Raw genomic sequence first — 17,784 nt, 5'->3', positions numbered from 1 at the left:
GGGCGGCATCGAAGGTTTCCTCGGTCGCGATCCCGGAATCCTCCGGCAACGGAGAGACTTATGACCAAGCTGACCTGCGACGTGGCGATCATCGGTGCCGGGACTGCCGGCCTCGCCGCCGAGCGCAGCGCGCGCCGCAATGGCGCCACGACGCTGCTGATCGACGAAGGCTTTGGCGGTACGACCTGCGCGAGCGTGGGATGCATGCCCTCGAAGCTGTTGATCGCGGCCGGAAATGCGATGCATGCGGTCGAACAGGCGTCGGTATTCGGGATCGAGGCGTCGGGCAAAGTCGATGGCGTTGCGGTGATGGCGCGCGTGCGGAAGGAGCGCGGCGCGTTCGTCGCGGGCGTCGAAAAGTCGATCGACAAGCTGCCCGACGAGGTGAAGATCAAGGCGCGAGCGAAATTTGCAGGTGCGACGATCCTGTCGTTGAGCGACGGCCGCGAGGTCCACGCGAAGTCCGTGGTGATCGCGACCGGGTCGAGCCCTGCGATCCCCGAGATGTTCGACGCGGTGCGCGACCGCGTGCTGACCAACGAAAGCATCTTCGAACTGGCCGATCTGCCGGGATCGATCGGCGTCGTCGGTGCGGGTGCGCTGGGGCTCGAACTGGCGCAGGCGATGGCGCGGCTCGGGGTCGAGACGATGGTGTTCGACACGGGCGAGACGATCGGCGGACTGAAAGACCCCCACGTCGCCGAGGCGTATCACGCGATCCTGTCGCGAGAGATGCCCATCCTGCTCGGCGTCGAGCTGGCGGTCGAGCCGGATGGCGACGGCGTCAAGCTGGCCTGGACCGGATCGGCGTCGGGCGAACGACGCTTCGACTATCTGCTCGTCGCGACCGGACGTCCGCCACGAATCAAGGACATTGGGCTAGAGACGACCGGCCTCGCGCTCGATGACCACGGCATGCCGGACTTTGACCGCGAGACGATGCAGTGCGGCACTGCGCCGATCTTCATCGCCGGCGATGCCGATCATGATCGCGCGGTGCTACACGAAGCGTCGGCCGAGGGAACGATCGCCGGGCGCAACGCGGCGAGCTATCCCGAGGTGACGCCGGGAAAGCGCACCGTGCCGTTCGCGATCACCTTCACGCACCCCAACGTCGCGGTGATCGGCAAGATTGCGGAGGATGGTGATGCCGACAGCGTGATCGGCACCGCGTCGTACGACGATCAGGGCCGCGCGAAGGTCGAGGCGTGCAATGCCGGGCTAGTGCGCTTCTATGCGGATCGTGGCGATGGCCGGCTGACCGGGGCGACGATGGCGGGTCCGGCGGTCGAGCATAGCGCGCACCTGATCGCCTGGGCGATTCAGAGCGGCTGGACCGCGACCGAGGTGCTCGACCTGCCAATCTATCATCCGACCTTCGAGGAGGGGATGAAGGGTGCGCTTCGTTCGATCTGCGCCGAAGTGCATGCGCCCACCCCGCCGGATCGCGACGATGGTTTCACGCCAGGAACTTGAAGCATCTGAACACAAATACCACCCCGGCGAAGGCCGGGGCCCAATTGGGAGCGCTTAGTAACGGCTGGCAACGCTTCGTTACGGCCAGCTTTCCAATTGGGCCCCGGCCTTCGCCGGGGTGGCGCTATCGAGGTGGCGCATCGCAATAAGAGGTCGGTCGCTTGGCGTCCTATTCCTCCAGATCAAGATACGCGACGACGTCGTTCTCGGTGGCGAGATACAGCCCCGTCTGGACGTCCTCCTCCTGCTGTGCGGCAATCGCGAGCGCTTCCCCGAGCGGCCCATAGAACAGAGTCGTCGCCGCCCCGCCCTCGCCGCTGTCGTCTAGATGATACAGCCGGACCGACACGCCGGAAGAAATTGTCCGCATTTCAATGCCCTACCCAAACCTCCGTGACGCAAAATTCACGGAACCAAATGCCTAGTAGCGCAACTTTGCCGCGCTTCACCCGTTAGGCCAACATATACAGGGGTTTATATGCATCAGGATGAATGTTTTCCGGTGTCACGCCGTGGCGTGATCGCCGGTGGTGTCGCGTCGGCCACGTTGGCAGCAGCACCCGTTGCACAGGCGCAGACGCAGGGCACGACGCAATCGGCCCCGCCGACCATGCCGGTCACGCTCAAGGTCAACGGACGTACCACCAAGCTGAACGTCGATACGCGCACCACTTTGCTCGACGCACTGCGCGAAAATTTGAAGCTCACCGGCACCAAGAAGGGTTGCGATCACGGCCAGTGCGGCGCGTGCACGGTGATCGTCGAAGGTCGCCGGATCAACAGCTGCCTGACGCTCGCGGTCATGCACGAAGGCGAAGAAATCACGACGATCGAAGGCCTTGGCACGCCCGAGAAGCTGCACGCGATGCAGGCGGCATTCGTCAAGCATGACGGCTATCAGTGCGGCTATTGCACCCCCGGCCAGATCTGCTCGGCCGTCGCGACGCTCGGCGAGATCAAGGCGGGCATTCCCAGCCATGTAACCGGCGACATCGCTGCAAAGCCGACCGTCACCACCGATGAACTGCGCGAGCGGATGAGCGGCAACATCTGCCGCTGCGGCGCCTATGCGAACATCATCGACGCGATCCACGACGTCGCGGGTACGGAGCGCACCGCATGAAGGCCTTCACCTACGAACGCGCCACCTCGGCGAAGGAAGCCGCCAGCGCCGCCGTCCGTACGCCGGGCGCCAAGTTTATCGCCGGCGGCACAAACTTGCTCGACCTGATGAAGCTGCAAATCGAGACGCCACAACATCTGATCGACGTCAACGGCCTCGGCCTCGACAAGATCACGCCGACCGCCGAGGGCGGCCTCCGCGTCGGCGCGCTGGTCCGCAACACCGATCTCGCCGCCGATGCGCGTGTGCGCAAGGATTACGGCGTGCTGAGCCGTGCGCTGGTTTCCGGTGCATCGGGTCAGCTTCGCAACAAGGCGACGACAGCCGGCAATCTGCTCCAGCGCACCCGCTGCCCGTATTTCTACGACACCACCAAGCCCTGCAACAAGCGCCAGCCCGGCAGCGGCTGCGCGGCTATCGGCGGGTTCAACCGCAATTTGGCCGTGATGGGCACGAGCGAGGCGTGTATCGCAACGCACCCCAGCGACATGGCCGTTGCGATGCGCGTGCTGGATGCGACCGTCGAGACGGTGAACGCTGCTGGCCAGAGCCGCGCGATCCCGATCGCGGACTTCCACCGTCTTCCTGGCGCGACGCCGAACATCGAGACCTCGCTCGCGCCCGGCGAGCTGATCACGGCCGTGACTTTACCCAAGCCGATCGGCGGCACGCATATCTACCAGAAGGTGCGTGATCGCGCATCCTACGCGTTCGCGCTGATCTCGGTTGCTGCCGTGATCCAGCCTGGCGGTCGCGGCCGTCTCGCCTTCGGTGGCCTCGCGCACAAGCCGTGGCGCGTCGAATCAGCTGAAGCGCAGATGCCCAATGGCGCCAAGGCGACCGCAGCGGCCGTCCTCGCCGGTGCCCGCACCACCTCACAGAACGCGTTCAAGCTGCCGTTGGTCGAACGCACCATCGGCGCCGTGTTCGAAGACGCAAAGGCCTGATCGCCATGAAGTTCGATACCCCCGCCACGGCGAATCCGACCGACCGCATGAAGGTGCTCGGCAAGCCGCTCGACCGCGTCGACGGCAAGCTGAAGACCACCGGCACCGCACACTACGCCTATGAACGCAACGATGCCGCGCCCAACGCCGCCTATGGCTACATCCTCGGCGCAGCAATCGCCAAGGGCCGGATCGAGAGCATCGACACCGCCGACGCGAAGGCTGCGCCGGGCGTGCTCGCCGTCGTCACCTATGAAAACGCCGGCAAGCTCGGCAAGGCGAAGAACCACACCGCACGGATGCTCGCCGGCCCCGAAGTCCAGCATTACGACCAAGCCGTGGCTGTCGTCGTTGCGGAAACGTTCGAGCAGGCGCGCGCCGCGACCAAGCTGCTCCGCGTCAATTACGCGCGGGCCAAGGGCAATTTCGATCTCGCCGCATCGCAGGGCTCGGCGACCAAGCCCAAAAGCGGCAACCCCGACACCGCTGTTGGCGATTTCGCGGGCGCCTTCGCCAAGGCCGCGGTCAAGGTCGACGAGCGCTACACCACGCCCGATCAGAGCCACATGATGATGGAGCCGCACTCCACCACCGCGGCATGGAAGGACGGCAAGCTCACGCTTTGGACGTCGAACCAGATGATCAACTGGGCGGTCGGCGACATGAGCGAGACGCTGCTGCTGCCGAAGGAAAGCATCCACGTGATGTCGCCTTATGTCGGTGGCGGGTTCGGCTCGAAGCTGTGGGTCCGTAGCGATGCGGTCATGGCGGCGCTCGGCTCGCGCGCGATCGGCGGACGTCCGGTGAAGCTCGCGCTCGCGCGCCCGCAGGTGATGAACAACACCACGCATCGCCCGGCAACGATCCAGCGTCTTCGTATCGGTGCGCAGAAGGACGGCAAGATCACCGCGATTGCGCATGAGAGCTGGTCGGGCGATCTGCCCGGCGGCGGTCCCGAGACGGCGCCGAACGCGACCCGCCTGCTCTACGCCGGCGCAAACCGCATGACTGCAACGCGTCTGGCCGTGCTCGATCTCCCCGAAGGCAACGCGATGCGTGCGCCCGGCGAAGCGGTCGGCCTGCTCGCACTCGAAGCGGCGATGGACGAGCTGGCCGAGAAGCTGAAGATGGACCCGGTCCAGCTGCGGATCATCAACGATACGCAGGTCGATCCGGAAAAGCCGACGCGCCAGTTCTCGCAGCGTGACTTGGTCGGCTGTCTGAAGACCGGCGCCGAACGCTTCGGCTGGAACAAGCGCAACCCGGTTCCCGGCCAGGTCCGCGATGGCCGCTGGTTGGTCGGCATGGGGATGGCGTCGGCGTTCCGCGACAACGTCACGATGAAGTCGGGCGCACGCGTTGGGATCGACAAGAAGGGCGTCGTCACCGTCGCCACCGACATGACCGACATCGGCACCGGCAGCTACACGATCATCGCGCAGACCGCCGCCGAGATGATGGGCGTACCGATGGACAAGGTCATCGTCCTGCTCGGCGACAGCAGCTTCCCGGCCTCGTCGGGTTCGGGCGGCCAGTGGGGCGGCAACAGCTCGACCGCGGGCGTCTATGCGGCATGCATGGCGTTGCGCGAGCGTGTCGCTCAGAAACTCGGCTTCAACTCGACCGACGTCGTGTTCGAGGATAGCAAGGTAAAGTCGGGCAACCGCAGCGTCTCGCTGTCGGAAGCCGCAGGCGATGCCGGTATCTCCGCCGAGGATTCGATCGAGTTCGGCGACCTCACCAAGACGTACGCGCAAGCCACGTTCGGCGCGCATTTCGTCGAGGTCGGCGTCGACTCGGCGACCGGTGAAATCCGCGTCCGCCGGATGAGCGGCGCGTTCGCGGCGGGTCGTATCCTCAACCCGAAATCGGCCCGCAGCCAGGTGATCGGCGCGATGACGATGGGCGTCGGTGCGGCGCTCATGGAAGACGCGATCGTCGACACGCGGTTCGGCTATTTCGTCAACCACGACCTCGCCGAATATCACGTGCCGGCGCACGCCGACATCCCGATGCAGGACGTGTTCTTCATGGACGAACTCGACGAGAAGTCTTCGCCGATGAAGGCCAAGGGTATCGGCGAGCTCGGGCTGTGCGGTGTCGGCGCGGCGATCGCCAATGCGGTCTACAATGCGTGCGGCGTCCGCATCCGCGAATATCCCCTGACGCTCGACAAGGTCATTGGCAAGATGGCCTGATACCCTGCCCTCCACCCGGCCGCATCAGCGGCCTGGGTGGAGGGCAAAACCGGCTCTGGCGCGCGCGAATAGGTTGCGCTAGAAAACTGGCATGACCGTACCCGCTATTCTAAAAAACCTGCGCCTGCCCGTCATCGGCTCGCCGCTGTTCATCATTTCCGGCCCCGAGTTGGTGATCGCGCAGTGCAAGGCGGGCATCGTCGGCTCGTTCCCCGCGCTCAATGCGCGCCCGCAGGCGATGCTCGACGAGTGGCTGCACCGGATCACCGAGGAACTGAGCGCGCACAACCGCGCCAATCCGGATCACCCGGCCGCGCCGTTCGCGGTCAACCAGATCGTCCACAAATCGAACGACCGGCTCGAGAGCGATCTGGAGACGTGCGCAAAGTGGCAGGTGCCGATCGTCATCACTTCGCTCGGCGCGCGCGAGGACCTCAATACCGCAGTGCACGGCTGGGGCGGCATCACGCTGCACGACGTGATCGACGACCGCTTTGCGCGGAAAGCGATCGAGAAGGGCGCGGATGGCCTGATCGCCGTTGCCGCCGGTGCCGGTGGCCATGCCGGCCGCCTGTCGCCGTTCGCGATCATCCAGGAAATCCGCCAGTGGTTCGACGGCCCGCTCGCGCTGTCGGGCTCGATAGCGACTGGCGACGCGGTGCTGGCGGCACAGGCTATGGGCGCGGACTTCGGCTATATCGGCTCACCGTTCATCGCGACGACCGAGGCGAACGCGGACCAAGCGTACAAGGACGGCATCGTTGCCGGCAAGGCGTCTGACATCGTCTATTCGAACCTTTTCACCGGCGTACACGGCAACTACCTTCGCGCCTCGATCGTCGCTGCAGGCATGGACCCGGACGCGCTGCCAGAGGGTGATCTCAAGACGATGGACTTCGGCGGCGGCAACGGATCAAAGCCCAAGGCGTGGCGCGACATCTGGGGTTCTGGCCAGGGGATCGGCGCAGTCACCGAAGTCGAGAGCGTTTCCGATCGGGTCGACCGCCTCGAACGCGAATACCGCGCGGCGCGCGTCCGCATCGGTGTCTGAGCTAGACCAACGTGACGGCGTATTCGCGCAATCGTTCGACCATGATAAGGTCGATCTGAAAACATGGAGCGCCCGGCAGCGATGGCGATGGCGCACGAAGAGCTGATCTAGCCGCCCAAGCGAGAGGTAAGATCGTCTGGGGCTCTCGAGCATGGTCGGGCCTTTCGTTAAGGCCATTCGCCAACGTTCCGGTAAACATCGAAACGGAATTCGGCGAGATTGCAGCCGGGAACGTCGACCCGATCGCCGCATCGTGCGAAGGGTGCTGCATGGTACAACGGGGTAGACGGTCGCGATGGTCCTGACGACCCTGGTCCTGTTGCCGTTCGTCGCCGCCATGATCTTGAGCCTCTACGCGAGAGCAGGTCGCGTCGCGCAAATGGTGATTGCGGGCGGCGCCAGCGCGGTAGGCCTCGGTCTGTTGCTCGTTGCGGCGCCCACCGTTCTGGCCGGGACGCCGTTGAGTGCGCAATTGACATGGGTACCGGCGCTAGGTCTCCACGCGAGCCTGTGGCTCGACCCGCTCGGTCTGTTGTTCGCCGGACTGATCCTCGGCATCGGTCTGCTGGTCGTCGTCTATGCGCACGGGTATCTCGCCAAGGGCGAGGCCACCGGACGGTTCCTGTCCTTCCTGATGCTGTTCCAGGGCGCGATGATCGGTATCGCGCTGTCGGCTAACGTCCTGCTGCTGCTCGTTTTCTGGGAATTGACCAGCCTGTCGTCGTTCCTGCTGATCGGGTTTTGGCGAGATCGCCCCGAGGCGCGGCAAGGTGCGCGGATGGCGCTGGCGGTGACGGGCGGCGGCGGGCTGGCGCTGATCGCGGGGATGCTGCTGCTCGGACGGGCGGCAGGATCGTACGAACTGGCAACCATTCTCGCGCGTGCGGACATCGTCCAGGCCTCGCCGCTGTATCCGGCAATCCTCATCCTGACACTGCTCGGCGCGTTTACCAAATCGGCGCAGTTCCCGTTCCACTTCTGGCTGCCGCATGCGATGGCCGCGCCGACCCCAGTCAGCGCCTATCTGCATTCCGCGACGATGGTGAAGGCGGGCGTATTCCTGCTGGCACGGCTGTGGCCGGTGCTATCGAGTACCGATCTCTGGTTCTACCTCGTCGCGTCCACCGGACTCGTAACGATGCTGTTCGGCGCCGCGGTGGCGCTGTTCCGCAATGATCTGAAGGCGATCCTGGCTTATTCGACGATCAGCCAACTGGGGCTGATGGTGATGCTGCTCGGGTTCGGTACACCCGCCGCAGCCACCGCGGCGGTCTTCCACATCCTCAACCACGCGGCGTTCAAGGCGGCGCTGTTCATGAACGTCGGGATCGTCGATCACGAGACGGGCACGCGCGATATACGACGCCTGGGTGGCCTCGCGGCGCTGATGCCGATCACCGCCACGCTCGGCACGCTTGCCGCCGCATCGATGGCCGGACTGCCCCCGCTCGGCGGTTTCATCTCTAAGGAGATGATGTTCGACCAGAGCACGCATGCGGTCCTGGCGGGTCAGTCCTGGCTGGTACCGATCCTGACCACGCTCGCCGCGGTCCTGTCGGTCGCCTATGCACTCCGTTACGCGATCGGTCTTTTATTCGGACGGACGCACGTTGGCGAAGCAGGCACGCGGCACGATCCGGGTATCGCCATGCTCGCGCCCTCGGTCGTACTGGTCGTGATAGCGATCGCGCTTGGGCTGATCCCCATGACGATCGCGGGGCCTCTGGTCGCCGCGGCCACCGGTTCGGTCGTCGGCGGCCGCTCGCCCGACCTGCATCTCGCATTATGGCACGGTCTCAACCCGGCCTTCGGTTTAAGCGCTGTTGCCGTCGGCGCCGGCGCGCTCGTGCTATGGCGGCGGGCGCCGGTGGCCGATTGGCTTGCCACCCGATCCGCGCCCGATGCGAAGCGGATGTTCGACGCGGCGATGCGGTCGGCATTCGACCGCACGCGCCGCGTTTCGGGCGTCGTCCATGCCGCGGCGCTCCAGCGCTACCTGTTCGTCCTGTTCGCAGTCGCGATCGTGTTTGCGACCGGGGCAACCCTGACGAGCGGCGGCGTATATACCGGATCGCGTCCGCGCATCCCGGCATCGGCCGTTGCGATCGTCGCTTGGCTGGGCCTGATCGTTGCGACAGCAGCCGTCGTCATCGTGCAGCGCCACCGCTATCTCGCCCTGCTCTTCCTCGGCGTCGTCGGGCTCGTCATCGCGCTGGCGTTCGTCCACCTGTCCGCGCCCGATCTCGCGCTGACGCAGATCGCGGTCGAGGTCGTCACGATCCTGCTTATGCTCCTGGCGCTGAATATGTTGCCCAAGTCGCCACCCACGCTGTCGAGCATTCCCCGGCGAGCCCGGGATGCGCTCCTCGGCGGGGTCGCAGGCGTCGGAACCGGCTGGCTGGCCTGGGCGGTGATGACGCGTCCGGCGGTGGCGGCGGTGTCGGCGTTCCACTGGGCGAACAGCTATGCGGGTACCGGCGGCAGGAACGTCGTGAACGTCACGCTGGTCGACTTCCGCGCGTTCGACACGTTGGGCGAGATCATCGTGCTGGGGATCGCCGGGCTCGCAATCTACGCGCTGCTGGAACCGGCGGTGCGTGTGCGGATACCGCGGTCGAACATGCCGCATTCTCCCGATCGACATCCGATGATGCTGGCGACGGCCGCCCGCGCGTTGCTGCCGCTGGCGCTGCTGGTAGGCCTGCATATCTTCCTGCGCGGCCATAATGCGCCGGGTGGCGGGTTCGTCGCTGCGCTGGTCTTTTCGATCGCGATCTTCATGCAGTATCTCGCGTCGGGGTTCGGCTCTACCAGCGAACGGCGACGCGATTACGACCATGCCTTGATCGCGGTGGGTATCTTGATCGCCACTGCGACCGGTCTCGGATCGCTCGTCTTCGATGCGCCGTTCCTGTCGAGCAGCTTCGGATATGTCCATCTACCGCTGATCGGCGAGGTCGAGATGGCAACCGCGACGCTGTTCGACGCCGGCGTCGCCAGTGTCGTGGTCGGCGCCGTGATGATGATACTGGCGCAACTCGGCCATCTGACCCAGCGCGTCGCGCGCATCGGCGCAGTTTCCGACGAGCAGGCCGTGCCATGAGCCTCGAGTTCCTGATCGCCAGCGCCATCGCCGTGCTGACCGCAGGCGGGGTGTATCTGTCGCTGCGAGGGCGGACGTTCCAGGTCGTACTCGGGCTGACCTTGCTGTCGCATGCCGTGAACCTCTTCCTGTTCGCGACCGGCCGGCTCGTCGTCGATCGACCGCCTCTGTACGCGAGGGGCGTGACGGATCACGCCGATCCCCTGCCCCAAGCGCTGGTCCTGACGGCGATCGTCATCGCGTTCGGCATGACCGCGCTGGCCGTCATTCTGTCGCTCCGCAGTTTTATAGAAAGCGGATCCGACCACGTCGACGGTCTGGCGGACCCCGACCGCGGTGAGGGTGAGCCATGACGCTTGCCGATCAGTTGATAATAGCGCCCGTGGTGATTCCGGCGGTGGTTGCCCCGCTGACGCTGTTGGCCATGCTCCGTCAGCGGGGTTTGGCAGTCGGTCTGTCGTTGGCCGGCTGTGTCGCCATGCTCGCAGCAGCGGTCGCACTGTTCGGGCTCGCCCAAGACGGCGCGATCCGCAGTTACGCGGTCGGCGGCTGGCCGGCGCCGTTCGGCATCGTCCTGGTGCTCGACCGCCTTTCTGCGGCGATGCTGGGGCTGTCCTCGGCATTGGCGCTGATCGTCCTGCTGCATGCGACGCTTACCGCCGCCGATCGGAAAGGCCGGCATTTCCATTCGCTCTTCCATTTTCAGCTGCTGGGGCTGAACGGCGCGTTCCTGACGGGCGATCTCTTCAACCTGTTCGTGTTCTTCGAAGTCCTGCTGATCGCGTCCTACGGCCTGATGCTCCACGGCCAGGGCGCGGCACGGCTGAAGGCGGCGGTCGGCTATGTCGTCGTCAACGTCGTCGGTTCCGCGCTGTTCCTGATCGCGCTCGGGGTGCTGTACGGCGTGACCGGGACGCTCAACATGGCCGACCTCGCGCGCCGCATTGCGGTATCGGGAGCAGCGGACGAGGGCATGCTGCGGATCGCCGGCGTGCTGCTGATGACCGTCTTCGGGCTCAAGGCCGCGATCGTCCCGCTGCATCTCTGGTTGCCGCGGACCTACGTCGCGACGATGCCGGTCGTCGCGGCGCTGTTCGCGATCCTGACCAAGGTCGGGGTCTATGCGATGATCCGGATCGTACCGTTGCTCTTCGGCAAGGGTGCAGGCGCGTTGGCGTGGATGCCGTCGCCGTGGCTCTTCCCCGCCGCCGTTATCACCGCCGTTATCGGCTTTGCCGGGGTGTTCGTGGCGCAGGCGATGCGCAAACAGGCGGCGTTCGCGCTGGTCGGATCGACGGGCACGCTGGTGCTCGCAGTCTCCTGCTGGACCCAGGCGACGATGGCGGCGGCGCTCTTCTATCTGGTTCACGCGACGCTGGCCGGTGCGGCGTTGTTCCTGGTCGCCGACGTGACCATGCGTCGCCGTGGCCAATATGACGACGCAGCGGTCCCAAGCCCCCGGTTTGCGGGCCAACAGGCGACCGGGGTGCTGTTCCTCGCGTCGTCGATTGCCGCGGTCGGACTGCCGCCGCTGTCGGGCTTCATCGGCAAGCTGTTCATCCTCCAGACCACCGCCACGACGTCCAACTGGATCATTCTGTGGGCAACAATCCTCGGTACGACGTTGATCGGGGTCATCGGCTTCGCCCGCGCTGGCAGCATCCTCTTCTGGAAAGCATCGCCAAACGGCGCAGACCCGATCGATAGTCCGAACCGATCCAACGCGGACCTGATCGCCCCCACGATCCTGATTGGCCTGCTCGCCGCCCTGACCATCGGCGCCGGCTGGGCAACCGCGCAAGCCCAGGCGACCGCCGCGCAGATCTTCGCGCCGCAGCGCTATATCACCGCTGTTCTAGGCAGCGTTCCGCGATGATCCGATTGCTCCTGCCCCACCCTGCCCTCTCGGCGACGTTGTTGATCGTCTGGCTGCTGCTGGCGAACAGCGTCACTGGCGGCGACCTCGTCCTTGGCGCGATGGTCTCGCTCATCCTGCCAAAGGTCACCGCGCCGTTCTGGCCCGATCGCCCTCGCCTGCGGTTCGGCGGTGCGTTGGTCGCGTTTCTCGCGGTCGTGCTGTTCGACATCGTCGTCGCCAATTTCCATGTCGCGCGCGTGATCCTGATCCGGCGTGACCGCGATCTGCGCGCGCGCTGGCTCGTGATCCCGATCGAGCTCACGACGCCCGAGGCGATCACGGTACTCGCGGCGACGATCAGTCTGACGCCGGGAACCGTCTCGTCCGACGTGTCCGCCGATGGTCGCGCACTGCTGGTCCACGCGCTCGACGTCGAGGACGAAACGACCGAGATCGCGCGGATCAAGCGACGGTACGAAGCGCGGCTGCTGAGGATATTCGCATGATCGAAGTCGCGCTTAACATCGCCGCGATCGCCATAGCGCTCGCGCTACTGTGCAACGGCTGGCGACTGTTCCGCGGCCCGGCGCTCGGCGATCGTATCCTCGCGCTCGATACGATGGTCATCAACGTCATCGCGCTGATCCTCCTGATCGGGATGATCGGTGGCTCCAGCACGTATTTCGAGGCGGCGTTGGTGCTGGCGATGGTCGGGTTCGTCAGCACCGTCGCCTATTGCAAGCTCCTCCTTCGCGGGAACATCGTCGAATGATCGATGCTTTCGCCTATCTCGTGGCCGGGCTGATCCTGCTCGGGGCAGCGTTCCTCCTGCTCGGCAGCTGGGGGCTGGTCCGGTTGCCGTCGACGATGGAGCGACTGCATGGACCGACGATGGCGACGACGCTCGGGGTCGGATCGCTGGTGCTCGCCTCGATGCTGCATACCCGGCTGCAATCCGGGACGTGGAGCACGCACGAACTGCTGATTCTGCTGTTCTTGTTCATCACCACACCGGTCTCTGCGAACATGATCGCGAAGGTTCATCTCCACCGTCAGCGCATGGCCGATATCATCGAGCCGGCGGGGATCGCTGGTGAGCCGCCAAACCCAGGCAACGGCGATTGGGCGACGTTCGAAGCGCCTAGGCCCAGCATCGCAACGTCGACGGCTGACCTTAAACGTCTACCCGGCGATTGAGCGCTTGGCGTCGGGTCGGTTAAGGGTGTTGCGCGCGCAGCAAAAGCCGCCGCGAAGGAGAGGACAAGTCCGACCATGCCAAGTTTGACGCCGTGGATATCTGTTCCGCTGTTCGCGCTGGCGGCGTGCGGGGCATCCTCCGATCGATCCGACGATCGGCCGCAAAACACGCCTGACGTCGCGCGGAATCAATCGGGTGGCGACACCGTCGCAGTGCGGCAGTCAACGCCCTCCCCCGCGGCGATCGACAATTCGATCTCGCCCGAGACGTCTTCGCCAAAGGCCCTCACGAAGACATCGTGTCTTGCCGATATCGGTGCCGCCGCCGCGGCGCGACGCGTGGCGATCTGTCGCGACGTCTCGCCGGCGACGCATCCTCCCTGCAATGCCGCCAACAGCTGCGCGATGATCGACGACGAGATCGCGCGCAGTTGTGCGCTGTTCGACGGCAAAGGCGCGCCGATGCCGGGATGCGGGCCTGCGCCTAAGAGCGCGGAGGCTGCGGCAGCGGTGGTTCGGCGTTACTATGCCGCTGTCAACGCGCGGGATTTTGACACCGCGTGGCGGCAATGGGGTAACGACGGTCGTCCGGGACAGACTTTCGCAGCGTTTGCGGCGGGTTTCGCGCATACCCGCACGACCAAAGTGGTCATCGGCGCGCTCCAACCTGGCGATGCCGGGGCGGGGTCGATCTATCAGCCGGTCCCCGTCACCGTCGAGTCCACGCTGGACGACGGCTCACGCCAGCGTTTCCGCGGCACGTACGTCGTTCGACGCGTCAACGACGTCGACGGCGCGACGGCCGACCAGTTACGGTGGCATCTCGACTCCGGTCAGCTCAAGCCGGCCCCCTTGGGATAGCGCCAAGGCAATTCGACGGCTGATATGAAGGCGCACGCAGGTCCGAACCGATGAAAGACCTGCCGCATCACGGGCGATACGCGTACCGCCCGATCGTCGGACGGCCCGACTATTCTTGGCCCGAAGGCCGCCGGCTGACGATCTCGATCGGGTCCTGACCCGACTACGAGAGGTGGCGGACCCGCGGATCTGGTGGACGACGGCGGAAGCGATGGCCGATCACGTCACGACGGACGGCCTGTCCGTCTGAGCCGTGCCTTGCGGCCGACCAACCTCGACGAATACCGTCTATTCGACGACGCGCAGCCGACGTCCCTTGGCTGGTGGAACGCGAAGCAACTGGTTGACGCGGTCGGCCAGATCGACCTGGCGGAAGGGCTTTCCCAGCCGCGTGACATCGGTCGGGACATCGTCACCCGCCGCCGCGTATCCTGTGACCAGCAACGTCGGCAGCCGGATGCCGTTGGCGCGCATTTCGGTGATCAGCTGGCCGCCGGTCATCCCGGGCATCAGATAATCGCTGACGAGCATGTCGACATCGATCCCCGACCGGATCGCCGATAGCGCCTGGCTTGCCGACCCGAACTCGGACACGACATAGCCCAAATCGCGCAGCATCTCCGCGGTCGCGGACCGCACCAGTTCCTCGTCGTCGACCAGGACGATCTTGGCGGCATGCCGCGCCGGTGCCGGCTCACCCTGACTATCGGCCGCATCGCTCGCGACTTCGTCGGTCGCCGGCAGCCAGAGCTCGACTGCGGTCCCGACGCCGGGCTCGCTCCTGAGATGCAGGATGCCCCCCGACTGCGCGGCGAGACCGTGGACCATCGACAGGCCCAAGCCCGTTCCCTTGCCGACGCCCTTGGTCGAGAAGAAAGGTTCGGTCGCACGCGCGAGCGTCGCCCGGTCCATGCCGGTGCCGGTATCCTGCGCGGTCAGTCGGATATAACGGCCGGCGTCGAGACCGACGGCGTTGCGGTCGTCGACGACGATCTCCGCGACGGTCAGGATCAGCCGACCGCCGCCCGGCATCGCATCGCGTGCGTTGATCGCGAGGTTGAGCAGCGCGAGTTCGAGCTGGTTCGGATCGACGCGCGCCGACGACAGATGGCGCGGCACTTCGAGCACCACGGTGATCGTCGGCCCCAGCGAACGCCGGACGAGATCGACGATGCCATCGATCAGCGCACCGATATCGACCGCCTTGGGCTGCAACGCCTGCTTGCGCGCGAACGCGAGCAGCCGCTGAGTCAGTGTCGCCGCACGTTCGGCGGCCTGCAGCGCGCCGGCGACCATGCGCTGCGTCTTCTCGTCGTCCTTGTGCCGACGGCGGACGAGATCCAGACTGCCGACGATCGGGGTCAGCAGATTGTTGAAATCATGCGCGACGCCGCCGGTCAGCTGGCCGATCGCGTCCATCTTGTGCGCCTGCGCGAGTTGCGCGTCGGCTTCCTTTTTGTCGGTCACGTCCGAGACGACGCCGGTCATCCGCAGCGGCTTGTCGTCAGGACCGTAGGTGACGCGGCCCTTGGCCGCGATCCACTTCTGCGAACCGTCCGCCGCGGTGATCGAGCACTCGATATCCAGCATTCCAGAGTCCAGCGCGGCGTCGAAGTCCGCCCGGATACGCGCTCGCTGGGAAACGTCGACAAAGCCGAGAAAATCATCGATGTTCCACGTCGGACGCCGCGTCGGATAGCCGAATATCTCGTCGTGCCGTGCCGTCCGCCTCGCGGTGCCGGTGGTGAAGTCGATATCCCAGCTGCCCATGCCGGCGGCGTCGAGCGCGATCGTAAGACTCTCCCGTGCCGCTTCCAGCTCTGCGGTGCGATCGACAACCGCACGCTCGAGCGTCATCGCCGCATCGCGGACTTCATATTGGCGCCGCCGCGCCTTCAGCGACGAGCGGATCGCGCCCAGCATAGCCTCGGCATGCAAAGGCCGTTGCAACAGAACGACATTGCCCAGGTTCGCCAGGCGATCGCTCGCGGCGGTGGTTCGCGGCGCGGGCGCGCCGTTGGCCAGCACCACGAACGGGATGTCAGACCAGGTCGGCTGCGTCGCGACCCACTCCGACAGACCCGACGCGTCATGCCCCGCCAGCGCTTCCTCCGTCAGCATGACCGCACCGGCGCCCCGCCGAATTTCCGCCAGCAACTCCGCCCGGTCCGCGCAGACATAGGATTGGATCGTGTTACGGCCGAGCAGGTCCGCGGCAATCGTGGCATCTCGACCGCGCGGCGCCAGAATCAGAACACGGTCTTCCACGTCAGCCATGCTCTTCCAAAGAACCCATCTTGCTGGCCATCAACGTCTTGCCTTCGCCCGAAAAGGTCGGAACGCCGGTCAGGACGCCCTGGAATTCGCGCAATGGCTCGCCGACCTGCAAACCGTTGCTCCCTATCTGAAACTCCCGGATCGTCCGTTCGTGCCGTGCCGTGCGCGTTTTGATGACCGAGATGGCTTGGCGGACCTCGCCCTGCGCCTCGAAATAACGGAGCTGAACCACGGAATCGGACAGATAGCTCAAGTCCACGTCCTGCCGGACGTCGCCCATCATCCCATGCAGGCCGAGGATCAGCAGGCTGACGACCCCCTCCTGCCCCAGATACGTCAGCATCTCGTGCATCTGCAGCGTCAGGAACTGTTCGTTGGGCATCGATTGCAGATACGCGTTCAGGCTGTCGATCACGACCACGCGCGCGCCGTCCTCTTCGACCGCGGCGCGGACCGAATCCGCGAACTCGCCCGGCGACATCTCGGCCGGGTCGATCGCGCGGATCTTCAGCTGGCCGGAGTCGATGAACGGCTGGATGTCGAGGTTCAGCGCGGCGCTGCGCTTCATCAGCGTCGGCAGGCGCTCGTCGAACAGGAAATACGCCGCATGGTCGCCGCGCTGGAGTGCCGCGACCATGCACTGGACCGACGTCGTCGTCTTGCCGACGCCCGCGGGCCCGGTGAGCAACGTCGCCGTGCCGGGAACTAGCCCGCCGCCGAGCAGCGTGTCCAGCGCTTCCGATCCGGTCGACACCGACGCATCATTGTAGGTCCGGCCATGTTCGGCCGCGATCAGCCGCGGGTAGACGCGAAGGCCGCCGCGCTCGATCTCGAAATCATGATAGCCGCCACGATAGCGGACGCCGCGCATCTTCACGATGTGAAGGCGACGACGTTGCGATCCGAACCCGGACAGCGTCTGTTCGAGGGAGATGACGCCGTGCGCGATGCTGTGGAGCTGGAGATCGCTGCCCGACGCGCCCTTGTCGTCGAGGATCAGGACGGTGACCTGCCGCGTCGAGAACAGATGCTTCAACGCCAGGATCTGCCGTCGATACCGGACCGGGCTCTGCGCGAGCAACCGCAGTTCGGACAGGCTGTCGATGACGACGCGGGCAGGCTTGAACGCATCGACCTTGGTCATGATGTCGCGGATCGTCTCGCCGAGTTCGACTTCGCTCGGGTGGAGCAAGGTCTGCTCCTGATCCTCGCCCAGGCCGTCGGCGGGCACCATCTCGAACAGCTCGAGCTGATCCAGCGACCAGCCATGCGTCGCCGCGACGGCACGCAGTTCGACCTCGGTTTCGGCCAGCGTGATGTAGAGCCCGGTCTCGCCGACCTTGGCCCCGGTCAGCAGGAAGTCGAGCCCCAAGGTCGTCTTGCCGGTTCCCGGCGTACCCTGGACCAGGTACATGCGCTGGGGGGTCAGGCCACCGCCCAGAATGTCGTCGAGCCCGGCTATACCGGTCGATACGATCGCGGTGGTCTGCGGATCGGTTGGCAATATGGCATCCTAAATCTAGTATCTCCCAACGATGCTAGCGCGTTAGGGTTGACGAACCATAGCCGCCCCCGGTCGGTTGGCAATCCTGCCGCCAACCCGATTTGATCAAGATCAGCGCATATTCGACGCGCGGCAAAATACTGGTTGCAAGGACTTGCCGAAGCCGAGCACTTGAACGACCATACCCCG

At 65.5% G+C, this 17,784-nt stretch carries 15 protein-coding genes; 12 read left to right on the top strand and 3 right to left on the bottom strand.

Going from position 1 to position 17,784, the window contains the following annotated elements:
- The first annotated feature begins 60 nt into the window (after window positions 1–60).
- Window positions 61–1,476 (top strand): dihydrolipoyl dehydrogenase, encoded by a 1,416-nt coding sequence (locus C8J43_RS11955; RefSeq protein ID WP_133031087.1) that lies wholly within the window; start codon window positions 61–63, stop codon window positions 1,474–1,476.
- Between the two features lie 169 nt (window positions 1,477–1,645).
- Here the strand turns inward: C8J43_RS11955 and C8J43_RS11950 are convergent, their stop codons facing one another.
- Window positions 1,646–1,846 carry a hypothetical protein gene (locus tag C8J43_RS11950; RefSeq protein WP_056049247.1) on the bottom strand — a complete coding sequence of 67 codons (201 nt, stop codon included), beginning with the start codon at window positions 1,844–1,846 and terminating at the stop codon, window positions 1,646–1,648.
- A 108-nt stretch (window positions 1,847–1,954) separates the two neighbouring features.
- Between C8J43_RS11950 and paoA the strand changes: the two genes are divergently transcribed.
- From paoA to C8J43_RS11895, 11 genes are all read left to right on the top strand, one after another.
- Window positions 1,955–2,599, top strand: coding sequence for an aldehyde dehydrogenase iron-sulfur subunit PaoA (paoA, locus tag C8J43_RS11945; protein ID WP_133031086.1), 645 nt, complete (start codon window positions 1,955–1,957; stop codon window positions 2,597–2,599).
- Entirely contained in the window at window positions 2,596–3,546 is a 951-nt protein-coding gene (locus C8J43_RS11940) for a xanthine dehydrogenase family protein subunit M (RefSeq protein WP_133031085.1), read from the top strand. The genes paoA and C8J43_RS11940 overlap by 4 nt, the downstream gene beginning before the upstream one ends.
- A gap of 5 nt (window positions 3,547–3,551) precedes the next feature.
- On the top strand, window positions 3,552–5,744 hold the full coding sequence (gene paoC / locus C8J43_RS11935) for an aldehyde oxidoreductase molybdenum-binding subunit PaoC (protein WP_133031084.1): 2,193 nt from the start codon (window positions 3,552–3,554) through the stop codon (window positions 5,742–5,744).
- A 91-nt stretch (window positions 5,745–5,835) separates the two neighbouring features.
- Window positions 5,836–6,795, top strand: a complete 960-nt coding sequence (locus C8J43_RS11930; RefSeq protein ID WP_133031083.1) for a nitronate monooxygenase family protein — start codon at window positions 5,836–5,838, stop codon at window positions 6,793–6,795.
- Window positions 6,796–7,090: 295 nt separating this feature from the next.
- On the top strand, window positions 7,091–9,898 hold the full coding sequence (locus tag C8J43_RS11925; protein ID WP_133031082.1) for a monovalent cation/H+ antiporter subunit A: 2,808 nt from the start codon (window positions 7,091–7,093) through the stop codon (window positions 9,896–9,898).
- Window positions 9,895–10,251 (top strand): Na+/H+ antiporter subunit C, encoded by a 357-nt coding sequence (locus tag C8J43_RS11920; RefSeq protein WP_133031081.1) that lies wholly within the window; start codon window positions 9,895–9,897, stop codon window positions 10,249–10,251. Before C8J43_RS11925 ends, C8J43_RS11920 begins: the two co-directional genes overlap by 4 nt.
- On the top strand, window positions 10,248–11,774 hold the full coding sequence (locus tag C8J43_RS11915) for a monovalent cation/H+ antiporter subunit D (RefSeq protein ID WP_133031080.1): 1,527 nt from the start codon (window positions 10,248–10,250) through the stop codon (window positions 11,772–11,774). Before C8J43_RS11920 ends, C8J43_RS11915 begins: the two co-directional genes overlap by 4 nt.
- A complete protein-coding gene (locus tag C8J43_RS11910; RefSeq protein WP_133031079.1) occupies window positions 11,771–12,262 on the top strand; it encodes a Na+/H+ antiporter subunit E in 492 nt (163 codons plus the stop codon). The genes C8J43_RS11915 and C8J43_RS11910 overlap by 4 nt, the downstream gene beginning before the upstream one ends.
- Entirely contained in the window at window positions 12,259–12,528 is a 270-nt protein-coding gene (locus C8J43_RS11905) for a K+/H+ antiporter subunit F (protein WP_133031078.1), read from the top strand. Before C8J43_RS11910 ends, C8J43_RS11905 begins: the two co-directional genes overlap by 4 nt.
- Window positions 12,525–12,953 carry a Na+/H+ antiporter subunit G gene (locus tag C8J43_RS11900; protein WP_133031077.1) on the top strand — a complete coding sequence of 143 codons (429 nt, stop codon included), beginning with the start codon at window positions 12,525–12,527 and terminating at the stop codon, window positions 12,951–12,953. The genes C8J43_RS11905 and C8J43_RS11900 overlap by 4 nt, the downstream gene beginning before the upstream one ends.
- 75 nt (window positions 12,954–13,028) lie before the next feature.
- The gene (locus tag C8J43_RS11895; protein WP_133031076.1) at window positions 13,029–13,814 is read left to right on the top strand and encodes a hypothetical protein; all 786 of its coding nucleotides are present in this window, start codon (window positions 13,029–13,031) and stop codon (window positions 13,812–13,814) included.
- Window positions 13,815–14,102: 288 nt separating this feature from the next.
- On the opposite strand, the gene C8J43_RS11880 is transcribed toward C8J43_RS11895, so the two are convergent.
- Window positions 14,103–16,091 (bottom strand): PAS domain-containing hybrid sensor histidine kinase/response regulator, encoded by a 1,989-nt coding sequence (locus C8J43_RS11880; protein ID WP_133031075.1) that lies wholly within the window; start codon window positions 16,089–16,091, stop codon window positions 14,103–14,105.
- The gene (locus tag C8J43_RS11875; protein WP_268795609.1) at window positions 16,084–17,595 is read right to left on the bottom strand and encodes an ATPase domain-containing protein; all 1,512 of its coding nucleotides are present in this window, start codon (window positions 17,593–17,595) and stop codon (window positions 16,084–16,086) included. The genes C8J43_RS11880 and C8J43_RS11875 overlap by 8 nt, the downstream gene beginning before the upstream one ends.
- Window positions 17,596–17,784 lie beyond the last annotated feature (189 nt).

The organism is Sphingomonas sp. PP-CE-1G-424 (assembly GCF_004341085.1).
GTDB lineage: Bacteria > Pseudomonadota > Alphaproteobacteria > Sphingomonadales > Sphingomonadaceae > Sphingomonas.
Note: the sequence above shows the minus strand (reverse complement) of the source record. Positions and strands in the feature narration are given on the sequence as shown.

What these genes read in the sequence shown, in the direction of transcription:
- C8J43_RS11915 (WP_133031080.1), top strand. Translation starts at nt 10,248, where the DNA reads ATGACGCTTGCCGATCAGTTGATAATAGCGCCCGTGGTGATTCCGGCG.
- C8J43_RS11910 (WP_133031079.1), top strand. Translation starts at nt 11,771, where the DNA reads ATGATCCGATTGCTCCTGCCCCACCCTGCCCTCTCGGCGACGTTGTTG.
- C8J43_RS11930 (WP_133031083.1), top strand. Translation starts at nt 5,836, where the DNA reads ATGACCGTACCCGCTATTCTAAAAAACCTGCGCCTGCCCGTCATCGGC.
- C8J43_RS11950 (WP_056049247.1), bottom strand. Translation starts at nt 1,846, where the DNA reads ATGCGGACAATTTCTTCCGGCGTGTCGGTCCGGCTGTATCATCTAGAC.
- paoA (WP_133031086.1), top strand. Translation starts at nt 1,955, where the DNA reads ATGCATCAGGATGAATGTTTTCCGGTGTCACGCCGTGGCGTGATCGCC.
- C8J43_RS11940 (WP_133031085.1), top strand. Translation starts at nt 2,596, where the DNA reads ATGAAGGCCTTCACCTACGAACGCGCCACCTCGGCGAAGGAAGCCGCC.
- C8J43_RS11905 (WP_133031078.1), top strand. Translation starts at nt 12,259, where the DNA reads ATGATCGAAGTCGCGCTTAACATCGCCGCGATCGCCATAGCGCTCGCG.
- C8J43_RS11920 (WP_133031081.1), top strand. Translation starts at nt 9,895, where the DNA reads ATGAGCCTCGAGTTCCTGATCGCCAGCGCCATCGCCGTGCTGACCGCA.
- C8J43_RS11955 (WP_133031087.1), top strand. Translation starts at nt 61, where the DNA reads ATGACCAAGCTGACCTGCGACGTGGCGATCATCGGTGCCGGGACTGCC.
- C8J43_RS11900 (WP_133031077.1), top strand. Translation starts at nt 12,525, where the DNA reads ATGATCGATGCTTTCGCCTATCTCGTGGCCGGGCTGATCCTGCTCGGG.
- C8J43_RS11895 (WP_133031076.1), top strand. Translation starts at nt 13,029, where the DNA reads ATGCCAAGTTTGACGCCGTGGATATCTGTTCCGCTGTTCGCGCTGGCG.
- C8J43_RS11880 (WP_133031075.1), bottom strand. Translation starts at nt 16,091, where the DNA reads ATGGCTGACGTGGAAGACCGTGTTCTGATTCTGGCGCCGCGCGGTCGA.
- paoC (WP_133031084.1), top strand. Translation starts at nt 3,552, where the DNA reads ATGAAGTTCGATACCCCCGCCACGGCGAATCCGACCGACCGCATGAAG.
- C8J43_RS11925 (WP_133031082.1), top strand. Translation starts at nt 7,091, where the DNA reads ATGGTCCTGACGACCCTGGTCCTGTTGCCGTTCGTCGCCGCCATGATC.